The sequence below is a fragment of the Lentihominibacter faecis genome (genome assembly GCF_014306095.1).
Classification (GTDB): domain Bacteria; phylum Bacillota; class Clostridia; order Peptostreptococcales; family Anaerovoracaceae; genus Lentihominibacter; species Lentihominibacter faecis.
This window is the reverse complement of the sequence record NZ_JACRWC010000119.1, coordinates 1-11308: the sequence shown is the minus strand read 5'-3', so window position 1 is coordinate 11308 and position 11308 is coordinate 1. Positions and strand designations below refer to the sequence as shown.

The window sequence follows — 11308 nt, the reverse complement described above, 5'->3', positions numbered from 1 at the left end:
ATTCTGGAAGAACAGGCAGTCTCCCGGATTTCCGGTAAAGATCCGACCGTCCTTTTCCACCGTTAACGTACCGTCTACGACGTAATAAATTTCCTGACAGGCAACATCCCAAGGGAAGCTGCAGTTTTCAATCGTCATGAATCCGGCATTCATTGCCGATCCATCGTCTGCACCGATCAGTTCATTGTAAAATACTTTGTCTGCAGGATTTCCTGTATCCAGCGGTTCCCACTTGGCTGTATTGCTGCGAACCAGCTTTACAAAACCGTTTCCGTCGCTTTCGGATACATAAGGAACGTCCTGACCGATGGAATTCATTACGCTTCCCAGCATGCCTTTATCCATCAGCGTCTTGAGCGCCTTGTAGATCAGCTCGCTGTCGATTCCGCCTGCTGCCGCCGGAGCGCATGCGTGCGCATCCTGTGCCGGTGCTGCTTCACACGGCTGCGCGCTGCAGCATTCTGCCTGCGGTTCGCCAACCTTGAATTCGATGTCAGCTACCGCTGCAGCATCCTTTGCGGATGGCGTAATGAGCGTGTCTGCGTCGATGTACATTACTTTATGACCCTGCTGTGCACAAGCTTCAACTTCCTTTGCACAAATCAGTCGTTTCATGTGTCCACATCCTTTCATCTATCGCACTGCTTCAAGTAATAAATTGTTATCTATGATAATACACATCTTACAGAAGAGATGGTACTAACAGTTCTGACGGCGAAGGGATGACTTCCGAATTTACCAGAAGACCCTTCTCCTGTGCGATGGCTTCGCCTGCATCAGTTCCGGCCTTGACTGCTGCCACATCACCTGTGTAGGTGAAGTATGCCTTGCCGCCCAGTCCGTTACCGAGACGAAGTTCGATCGCCTGCAGCTCTGCTGCTTTTAAAATCTGATCTGCACAGATGATCATTGTTGCCAGGGAGAAAGATTCCATGATCCCGATCGCCTGTACGCGGTCCGGCATCGTTGCTCCTGTGATCGCCGGGAATACTCCGGGATCTACATTAGGAATTACGATGGAATCTACAAAGAACTCCTCCGCCATCCGTTCACCGATGCGGACAGAATCTTCAACGGCTGCCACATCACCGTGAACGATGGCGATGTACTTGCCCGGACATGTCGATGCTGCCGTTACGATTTCTACTTCAGAAATCTTGACCATCTGGTCTGCAGCGTAAATGCCTCTGGCGATGCTGTTGAATTCAACCATTCCTATTGCTCTCTGCATCTTAATTCCTCCTTATCTCAATATAGTCTGCCGTCACTTCGCTGACCGTGCCGCTGATACTTGTATGGATCGCTGCCCCAAGGCTGCCTTCCGGTATCTGCCCGATCATCTGTCCGGCCTGCACCTGCTGTCCGACACTTACTACCGGAGCTGCCGGCGCACCCACATGCTGTCTTGTGGAAATGCGGATCACTGCCGGTGAGAACTCCATGTCCGTCATCGGCGCCGGGAGATCGAAATCGCGAAGTCCCAGTCTTGCGATCAGCCGCTTGCTCGGAACCAGACGGTACGGACGAATCGAACGCGGTTCGAACTCCGTCTTTTCCGGCTTATATTTGATCTTCTGTTCTGCCAGTTTTTCTTTAAAGTACAGGTTCGCCATCCTAGGATGGAGACCTGCCGGACAGGCGAAAAGTTCACACATATTGCACTGACAGCAAAGCTGTGCAATTTTCTGTCCTTCCAGGTCATCGATCTTATAGTTGAGAACTCTCATCATCTTATGCGGCTGCATGTTGTGTCCCAGAAGATAACGCGGACACATGTCCGTGCACATCCGGCACTGTTCACAAGTCGCTTTGTTGACTCTTCTCGCCTGTTCCATCGTGACCGATTTCTTACGGATCAGGAAATGGCTTTTTTTCAGGATCACGAAGCCTTTGTTCTTCTTCGTGATGAATCCGCCGATATCCGTCTTCACAGGTCCCATCATAGGACCGCCGTCGATGACTGCATAGTCGGTGAAATCTTCGATTCCCGAAAGTTTCAGCACATCCATGACCGGTGTTCCAACAGGAACTTTTACTGTCACCCGGTTTGGTACATCGCCTGTTACAGTGATGTACTTCTCCGTTACCGGAATTCCCTGGGAAGCCTTATAGATATTAAGTGCTGTCTCTGAGTTGACTACAACACATCCTACCATGATCGGGATCCCTGTTTCCGGAACGACTCTTCCGGTCAGCTGGTATACCAGCACCTGCTCGTCACCTGCCGGATATACGTCAGGAAGTTCTCCCACCTCCACGTATCCATCCAGCTGGAGAGCTTTGATCCGTTCTTTAAGAAGTTCGATGACTTCTCCATGTTTACTCTTGATACCGATGATCGCTTTTTTCGCGTTTACCAGTCTGCCGGCTTCTGCAAAACCCTTGATGATCTCATCCGGGTAAATTGCCATCAGCTGCTGGTCAACGCGCAGCAGCGGTTCACATTCCGCTCCGTTCATCAGTATGTATTCTGCCTCTGATGTGAGTTTTGCATGGGTAGGAAAACCTGCTCCACCCGCACCAATGATTCCGGCATCTTTTATCTGATCTAAAAGATTCATCCTCATACCTCACTTCATCATTCAAATTCACAATCTTCGTCGATGATTCCAACTACGACGGCATCGACCGGCATATTGTCATCGCCCAGCATTCTTCTGGCAGAAGAACCGGTCGTTACAACAACTCTGTCGCCGATTCCTGCACTGATAATGTCAACAACGATGATTTTCTTGCCTGTATCCGTACCGCCTCCGATGATTTCAGCCTGCATCAGTTTCAGGCCGTTGAGGGATTCTGCTTTTCTTGTGGACCAGATATGATCCGTTAATCTAGCTGTAATCATAAGTACTTGCTTCCTCCTTCCGCTTCCTGTTTGATCTGTGCAAGTGCTGACTCTACAGACGCTGTATCGCCGAAGATCGCCAGCAGTATCATATTCTGCGGGCAGCTTCCCCGAATATCCTCTACGGTTACGCCAACCGTTTTTTCTGCGATATCCGCAGCGACAACCATTTCGATCATCCTGCCCTGTACCAGACCAATGGCATCTATCAGCGGCGGAACCTCTGATTTCAGAGATCCTTTCCGGCGCATCAGGATGTCCACAGTGCCCGGTGATGGTGATTTTATGATTCTAATCTCCACGTCAGCGCCTCCTGTCTACATCTCTTCCTGTTTGCAGCTCAGTGCAATACCGAGCGGCGTTACAAACATCGGATTGTGTGGTTTATGGGTATATACCCCTGTCTTCTTTTCGATCATATCTTCGATCCCTGTGAAGCAGCAGGTACCACCGACCAGTGAAATTTCATCGACCTGATGTCCTTTAATGTGATTGCTGATGATCGAAGATACCTTGTCTACCACCGGTTTGATGACCGGTGCCAGTTCCTTGTGATGAGATTCGTCTCTCTTGAAAACTTCCGCTTCCTGAAAAGACTTCCCATAAGCTCCTGCGATCACCAGTGAAAAATGAGTACCGCCGGTAGGCTCATCTGCGATATACACCACTTCTCCATCCTTTAAGATGGAAATACCGGTCGTACCGCCGCCGATATCTACCACAGCTCCATTTTTCATCTGAAGCACCTGGTTGGCAGCCGTTGATTCATCCAGCAGATTCGTACATTCGAATCCGGCTCCCTGGATCACGTTCTTGACTGCACCCGAGTCTAAAAGATCCGTTCCCGGCGGGATCGCTCCTGCCGCATAGATCAGCTCGGTGTCCAGCTGCTCTTCGATCTGCTCCTTCAGTTCTCTTACGATCTGAACGGCACCGATATAATCCACTACCATGCCGTCCCGGACTACGTCCGCATAACGATATGCGCCTGCTACCGGTCTTTTGTTCTCATCCAGAACCGCGATCACTACACACGCGGTTCCCAGATCGACTCCGGTATAGTACACAGAAGATTTTTCGCGAACAGGATGTTCGATTACCTTTTCAAAGTCTTCTACCATCTTGTCACAGTATTCGAACGCTACGCTTTTCTCTGACATTCTTTACCTCCCATCGCACCGCATATCATCTGCGATATCGTATTGATGATCTCGTTGAGTCTGGCTTCCAGAGTCTGACACAGCTTCTCATCTGCGATCAGTTCCTGTGCATCGAGACTGAAACATTCCAGTTCGCTGCGCAGTCTGTCCAGCAAGAGCATCTCTCTGCCCTTTGGCATCTGCATGTGAAACTCAGTGATCTCAAAACAGTCGCCGATGCACTGGGAAAAGTTTTCCCCGTTCATCCCGGTACATGCATTGCACACAAGTCCCACAGCCTCACATTTTCCCTCAGATACACTTCCGAGTGCGGCAAACTGCCGGGAGAGCCCCGTCAGCTGCTGAGAAAGGCACAGATCCGTATCCAGCAGGTCTCTTGCTGTCAGGAGGAAAAGAGAATGCAGCGCTTTCATCCTGCTGCAAAGCTTTTTCCCATTCCTGCATCCGGAAGAGGATTCCGTCTTAGCTGCCTGAGCCGCTTTGGCCTTTTCCTTTTTCTGTGCGTCAAGCACAGCCATCGGGTCATTGCGGTCATACATATCGACGCCCCTGTCTACCAGAAACTGTCTGGCTCCCGGCGTCAGCCGTTCCCCCTCCTTCAGGTCGTAGTCCGTAAAGGGCTGTTTCTTATATAAGTCCCTTAAGTCTTCTTCCGTTATGAACTTCATGTAAGCCCTTTCCTTTCTTTTAACTCTAATAAATAACGTTTCAATTCCTCAACGCCGGTTCCCTCCGGCACACTTACTGCGAAGTACGGCTGTCTTACACCGGTCTTTTCCAGCTGGCGCTCGCAGATCTCTCTGTTCTCCGGCATCAGATCACATTTGCTTATGACCCCTATGACCGGACAGTGAAATGCGCGGGCAAATCCGTGGGAATAAACCTCTGCCGTTCTGGACTGATCTATAAGAAGCAGGATACACCAGGCGTCCTGCGCCAGTGCGATCATATGCTTGTACATCCAGGCATTCTCGATATATGCGCTGGGAACGTCGATGGTTTCCAAGCCGTATATCGTATCCTGTGTCCTCCGCAGCGGACCGTCGTAGTCGTTGATGGAATTGACAAGGGTCGTTTTACCACATCCCTTGGGTCCTATCACCATAATGCGCTTTTTTCTCATGTCCTCGTAATCGGTACTGTCGTAAAGTCCAGTTCGTTGCAAAGTGTATCGGTTACGGCTTTCAGTGCCGTCTCCACGCTTTGCACATCACCGGAGATCACGACGGACCCTGTGAAACGATCGAGAAATCCGATTTCTACATCCGCTTTCTTCGTTGCGATATCAGCAGCAATTATGGCTGTCTCGTATGGTGATAGTGTCAGAATACCGATGGCGCCTTTATCATCGATTCCAAGACGTTCGTAGATGTCGAACATCGGCGATGCGATCACATGCGCGATGGTCACCTGTTTGCCCGGAACCGACTCCTGTATGATTCGTTCCATCGGTTTTTCATTCATGATTCCCATTCGGCATCACCTTTCTTACTGCTTAATGTCTTATAACGGAAACCGGGAAATCGTATTCCCTGATCCAACCCTCGATCCGATCCAGATCCGCATCATCCAGGCTCGGGTCGCCCTCTATCGGGTAATCCATTCCCAGCTGCACGTATTTATTTACGCCCAGCTTGTGATACGGAAGAAGATCGATACCTTCAAAATTCTTGAATTCTCTAAATGGTTTGAGGAATTCTATGACTCCTCTGATTTCAGCTTCGCTGTCGTTTATCCCCTTGAGCATAGGCATCCGGACCTTTACATGATTTCTCTTCATGATCAGTTCTTCCAGATTTTCAAGGATCATCTCGTTGCGAACTCCTGTCAGCTCAAAGTGTCTGTCCGGATCGATGTGCTTCAGATCGAAGAGGAAAAGATCGACATATTCCGCAAAGCGAAGGATCGTTTCCTTTTTCGTATATCCGCACGTCTCAATAGCCGTATGCAGACCTTCCTGCTTGCATGCCTGCAGCAGATTGATGGCCGCTTCCGGCTGGGAAGTCACTTCACCGCCACCTAGAGTCACGCCGCCGCCGGACTGATCGTAAAACGCTCTGTCCTGCTCTACATACTCGAGAAGCTCTGAGATCGGAACCTGCTCTCCGGCTATTTTCAAAGCATCCGGAATGCAAGCTTCCACACACTGACCGCATCCGATGCAGTCGATGCTGCGATCGATGATATGCTCTCCTGAAGAGGATATACTATGGATCTTCTGTGGACAAACGGGAACGCACGAGCCGCAGCTCACGCATGTCGTCGGTTTAAACATGATCTGATATTTCCGTTCCAGTCCCTCCGGATTCGAACACCACTTACAGCGAAGCGGACATCCCTTAAAGAAAACCAAAGTTCTTACGCCCGGTCCATCATACATATTGTATTTCTGCTTGTTGAATATAAACGCTTTTCTTTCGATTACGTTATTATCGCCCATTTTATTCTCCCGTCTGTGGATAAAATCCTGATTTAGAACTTGGTCAGCGTCGTTCTGCTGATGATTTCATCCTGTACGTCCTTGCACAGTTCTGTGAAGAATGCGCTGTAACCTGCTACGCGGACAACCAGATCCTTGTAGTTTTCAGGATGCTTCTGTGCATCGATCAGCGTTTTGTTGTCCATGTAGTTGAACTGCATTTCGCCGTTTCCGAATGCACATGCTGTACGCAGCAGTGTGATGATGCCGTTTTCACCTTCCGGTGTATCCAGCAGTCCTGCCATCAGCTTGAAGTTGTGTACCATACCAATGTTCATGTTGTCGTTGGCCAGTTTTGCTACAGACTTGATGATCGCTGTAGGACCCTTGAAGTCAGCACCCTGCGTCGGGCTGATACCGTCGGATAACGGAGTCCATGCCTTACGTCCGCCTGCGGATGCACCAGTCAGCTGTCCAAACGGAGTATTGTTGGAAATGGAAAGTGTACCATGGCTCAGTACGGAGTACAGAGTCTTGTACTGTCTGTGTTCCATTTCTGTAAAGTTGATCAGATCTGCTGCGATCAGGTCTGCGTAATCATCATCATTACCATATTTCGGAGCAGCCAGGCAGTCTGCCTTGATCTGATCATATCCTTCGAAGTCAGCCTTCAGAGCTTCGTTCAGCTGCTTCAGTGTGTATTTCTTATCATCGAATACCAGTTTCTTGATGGCTGCCATAGCATCTGTATAAGTTGCCAGACCAGACCATACAACACCAGGTCCGAAGTTGTACATCGCACCGCCGGAAGATACGTCCTTACCCTTTTCCATGCAGCCTTCGTACATGATGGACATCAGCGGCTTCGGTGCCAGATCTCTGTGTACACGCTGGGAAATTACTGTTGCTACAGCAGTCCACTTGGTGATGTACTTGATCTGTTCCTTAACAGCTGCATCAAACTGATCATATGTCAGATACTGATCCAGGTCTCCAAGATCAGGAGTGACCTGCTTGCCGTACCAGAGTGGAACACCATGGTTCAGTACCAGTTCGATACAGATCGGCCACTGCGTGTAAGCAGTGGAAGTCCACTGATACAGTCTTCCTGCCTTCTGCGGTTCTACGCATCCCATCAGGCAGTAGTCTCTCGCATCTTCGATGGAAACGCCCTTTGCCAGCATCATCTTGATGTGAGTATCGTCGAAGTGACATGCAGGGAATCCCATACCGGAACGAACTACGTCTACAATCTTCCTCATGTACTTCTGAGGCGACTTGTTGTTGATACGACATGCCAGAGATGGCTGGTAGATCTTTACGTGTCTTACAGCATCCATTAGCAGGTAAGTCAGTTCGTTTGTAGCATCTCTGCCGTCACGAGTCAGACCGCCTACGCACATGTTTACGAACGGCTGATATCCTGCGAAGAACTTGGAACCGCCTTCACTTGTGATCCACATCATTTCAGACATCTTGATCAGCATCCATCCAGCCAGTTCAAATGCCTGGAAGTTGTTCATGCGTCCAGCGTCCAGATCAGCCTTGTAGTAAGGGTACATGTACTGGTCAACACGACCGATGGACATACCAGTCTGGTTTTCTTCTACCGGCAGCAGGGACTCAATGGTCCATACAGCCTGGATCGCTTCCCAGAAAGTGTCCGGTTTGTGAGCCGGTACCTTTGCATTGACTTCAGAGATCTTCAGCAGTTCTTCTTTTCTCTGCGGATTTGTTTCCTTTGCAGCCAGCTCAGCAGCATACTGAGACATACGGCGTGCATAAGCCATAACACCTTCTGTCGTGTCAATAACGGATTTATAGAAATAGATCTTGTCCAGATCATCCGGGTTTTCGTAGTCCAGCATTGCCAGGTGTTCCTTGGCTTCATTCTGGATGTCAAGCATGCCCTTCTTCATCAGGATCACGTCATATCCAGGGTTGGAGTCTCCACCGCCGTTTACTGCGTGGTAAGAACAGTCGGAAACGAAGGATTCGCCGGACAGTTCCCATACGCCGGCTTCACGATACTGGCTTTCGCAGTATTCGTCAACGGATTTGCCTTCCCAGAACGGGAACAGTTCATCTCTCATGACTCTCTTGTCTTCATCAGAGATGTAGAACGGATCCTGCGGACGGCTGCCGATAGTGTCGATTTCATCCACCATCCATCTCCATGCGATATCAGGAGAAAATGCTCCTGCACGCGGTGCGCCGTTCGGTGCTCCGACGATCAGTTCGTTGTCCTGGATCACCAGAGGAGCAGTTTCACAGCAGTAACGGAAGCACTTTGCACGAAGTTCGATCTTCGGCATACCAGGGTTTTCCTTGGTGATCTTCGTTACCGCACGTGCTCTGTGAGTCGTAATGGACGGAACCTGCTTTAAGAAATTCTCTTTCAGTCTTACCAGACGCTCTGTCGGGCCTACTGGAACTCCATCTTCGTCAACCTGAGTGGTTGCTGCAGCGATGGAGGAGTAGTAAGCCGGATGCTCATGGCTTCCTGCAGGAGCAGGTGCCGGCTGAGCCTGTGCCGGTGTTACTGTGGAAATGTCTCCAGAAACGGATTCAAACATTTTCATCAGAGAAGTGCGTTCTTCATCAGACATGTTTTTCGTTGCTTCTGCAATCTTATTTGAAAATTCACGAATATCCAAATCTATTACCTCTCTTTCTCTATCGAAACGAATTAGCTATAACTGATTATTGATACTTGCCAGTGCGTCCTCCAGCAGCCGCTGCAGTTTTCTGAGGCTGTCCTCATCTGCTGCTGCGCCTCTGCATCCAGATGCATCGGCCGGCGCGCCCATGCCCAGATCTTCGATCCGGCGAACACCGTATCCAACTTTTCTCACATAGATGAGATTCATCGGAGATACGTTATCCGAGGTAATGCCCTGTCCGGCAGAACCGCTTCCCAGTGTCATTGCCGGGAACAGATTCGTGGTCGCTCCCATACTGCCGTATACGGCCGGGGTGTTGACCAGCATTCTTCCTACCGGTTTTTTGATTGCAAACTGATGGATCACGTCAGGATCCTTAGAGTGGATCACCAGCGTATGTCCATGGCGCTCTGATAACAGAAGTTCGATACATTTCTCGCAGGCATGCATCCAATCATCCTCGATGAAATAGGAGAGAACTGGACAAAGTTTTTCTTTCGAGTACGGATTGTTTTCCGATACATACTTCTGCTCTGCCAGCAGTACTTTCGTCCCGGCTGGAACATCGATCTTAGCCCAGCGAGCCAGATCTTCTGCCGCCTTTCCGGCCAGTTCCGGATTGGCGCTGCCGTCTTTAAAGTAAAAGAGCTTTCCGAGACGCTCTGCTTCTTCTTCTGTCATGAAGTAAGCTCCGCTTGCTTCAAATTCGAGTCTTACCTCTGCTGCAATGCAGCTGTCCACGACAACGGACTGTTCCGCTGCCGACACGACGCCATTGTCAAATGTCTTGCTTGCTATGATATCCTGGACTGCCTGATGGATGTCGGCCGTTCGCTCGATGAACGCCGGTCCGTTACCTGTTCCTCCATAGATCACCGGTTTTCCGGAATGATATGCATCTTCCAGCATGCCCGGAACTCCTGTGTTCATGATCATAGAAGTCCATTTATGTTCCATCAGTTCCTTCGTGCCCGCTTTTGTCACGGTATGAAGGTATGCCAGCGCCCCTTCCGGGAGTCCGCAGCCTTCGGCTGCCTGAATCAGAATGTCCAGCACTCTGGAAATGGATTTCTGCGCTCTTGGATGCGGTGAAAACAAAACGCCATTGCCGGACTTGACAGCGATCAACGCTGTGTATATGGTCGTGGAAACAGGACTTGTCGCCGGGCAAAGGCTTACTAAAACACCCATTGGTACTCCTACATCCATGATCTGTTTTTCCTGATCCGTGCGGATAACGCCTACGCACCGCATATTTCGCAGATGAGCCGGCAGGTATTCACAGGCAAACCTGTTCTTGATGAACTTGTCCTGCCACTTGCCGTAATCTGTTTCCTCTGCAGACATCACTGCCAGTTCCTTCGCATGAGACGAAGCCGCCTGTGCCATAGCCTCAACGATCTCGTCCAGCTTCTCCTGCGGGAAGGTTGCCAGTTTCTGCTGCGCTTCATATGCATTTTCAGCCAAGATACGAGCTTCCTGGATCGATAGCAAATCGTTATCAATGATATTCACTTTCATTTGCATCTCTCCTTTTCTTTATAAGTTCGTCATCATATCCAGATTTTTTATTCTGCCGGATACGGAAGCAGCTTGTCCAGCGAATACTGACATGTGATCTTCTTCAGTCCTTCGTGCGGTCTTGCGATCACCGTGGAACTGTAAACCTCATGTCCGATCGCTTCTACTGCTTTAATTCCTGCTGCAACAGCAGTCTTGCATGCTCCGACATCTCCTTCTACCAGCACCGAGATATATCCGGATGCGGTATTTTCAAAACCGATCATTTCTACATCAGCTGCCTTGCACATTGCATCGGCTGCTTCGATACAGAATACGATACCGAAAGTTTCGATCATGCCCAGAGCTTCTGTTCTGATCGCGCCAGGTTCCAGCAGTTCTTCGTCACACTGAGTATCTACATCATAGATGGATACTACATCCCCGATCGGACGGATCGGTCTTGGAATGACATCGGTCGCTGTTAATGTACCGATGGCTTCTGCGGCTTCTGCACCTGCCTTGATCGAAGACTTTACAGCAGCAACATCTCCCTTGATGAACATCGTTACCAGGGTAGATCCTACGTTTTCATAAGATAACAGATCTACTTCTGCTGCCTTGAGCATCTTGTCACATGCTTCCAGTGCAGGTACCATGCCGATCGTTTCCAGCATACCCAGTGCCTGGTCTGCATAATATCTTGCCCTGTCTCTTATAC

The 11308-nt window shown here is 49.6% G+C and carries 13 protein-coding genes and 1 pseudogene; all 14 read right to left on the bottom strand.

The annotated features are described in order from the left end of the window. Positions 1-615, bottom strand: a 615-nt coding sequence (locus tag H8876_RS10125; RefSeq protein ID WP_249287641.1) for an ethanolamine utilization protein EutQ, incomplete at its 3' end; no start/stop codon positions are given. A gap of 67 nt (positions 616-682) precedes the next feature. After that, complete coding sequence (locus H8876_RS10120) at positions 683-1231, bottom strand: BMC domain-containing protein (protein ID WP_177264412.1); 549 nt, start codon at positions 1229-1231, stop codon at positions 683-685. Between the two features lies 1 nt (position 1232). Then, positions 1233-2561: a 4Fe-4S dicluster domain-containing protein gene (locus H8876_RS10115; protein WP_249287640.1), complete on the bottom strand. Its 1329-nt coding sequence runs from the start codon at positions 2559-2561 to the stop codon at positions 1233-1235. Positions 2562-2578: 17 nt separating this feature from the next. Beyond that, a complete protein-coding gene (locus H8876_RS10110; protein ID WP_177264414.1) occupies positions 2579-2845 on the bottom strand; it encodes a EutN/CcmL family microcompartment protein in 267 nt (88 codons plus the stop codon). Then, on the bottom strand, positions 2842-3147 hold the full coding sequence (locus tag H8876_RS10105) for a BMC domain-containing protein (RefSeq protein WP_249287639.1): 306 nt from the start codon (positions 3145-3147) through the stop codon (positions 2842-2844). Before H8876_RS10105 ends, H8876_RS10110 begins: the two co-directional genes overlap by 4 nt. A gap of 15 nt (positions 3148-3162) precedes the next feature. Then, positions 3163-4005: an ethanolamine utilization protein EutJ gene (gene eutJ, locus H8876_RS10100; RefSeq protein WP_177264416.1), complete on the bottom strand. Its 843-nt coding sequence runs from the start codon at positions 4003-4005 to the stop codon at positions 3163-3165. Beyond that, a complete protein-coding gene (locus H8876_RS10095; protein ID WP_249287638.1) occupies positions 3987-4673 on the bottom strand; it encodes a hypothetical protein in 687 nt (228 codons plus the stop codon). The genes eutJ and H8876_RS10095 overlap by 19 nt, the downstream gene beginning before the upstream one ends. After that, a complete protein-coding gene (locus H8876_RS10090) occupies positions 4670-5110 on the bottom strand; it encodes a EutP/PduV family microcompartment system protein (RefSeq protein ID WP_465250746.1) in 441 nt (146 codons plus the stop codon). The genes H8876_RS10095 and H8876_RS10090 overlap by 4 nt, the downstream gene beginning before the upstream one ends. A gap of 14 nt (positions 5111-5124) precedes the next feature. Beyond that, positions 5125-5478: a BMC domain-containing protein gene (locus H8876_RS10085; protein WP_283241804.1), complete on the bottom strand. Its 354-nt coding sequence runs from the start codon at positions 5476-5478 to the stop codon at positions 5125-5127. A 22-nt stretch (positions 5479-5500) separates the two neighbouring features. Next, positions 5501-6445 (bottom strand): choline TMA-lyase-activating enzyme, encoded by a 945-nt coding sequence (cutD, locus tag H8876_RS10080; RefSeq protein ID WP_177264419.1) that lies wholly within the window; start codon positions 6443-6445, stop codon positions 5501-5503. A 32-nt stretch (positions 6446-6477) separates the two neighbouring features. Then, positions 6478-9081: a choline trimethylamine-lyase gene (gene cutC, locus H8876_RS10075; RefSeq protein ID WP_249287637.1), complete on the bottom strand. Its 2604-nt coding sequence runs from the start codon at positions 9079-9081 to the stop codon at positions 6478-6480. 36 nt (positions 9082-9117) lie between these two features. Then, positions 9118-10608, bottom strand: coding sequence for an aldehyde dehydrogenase family protein (locus tag H8876_RS10070; RefSeq protein WP_283241803.1), 1491 nt, complete (start codon positions 10606-10608; stop codon positions 9118-9120). A 47-nt stretch (positions 10609-10655) separates the two neighbouring features. Beyond that, positions 10656-10967, bottom strand: a complete 312-nt coding sequence (locus H8876_RS10065) for a BMC domain-containing protein (protein ID WP_249287642.1) — start codon at positions 10965-10967, stop codon at positions 10656-10658. 138 nt (positions 10968-11105) lie between these two features. Continuing rightward, positions 11106-11216: pseudogene (locus tag H8876_RS10395) on the bottom strand (BMC domain-containing protein); the annotation flags it as partial. Positions 11217-11308 lie beyond the last annotated feature (92 nt).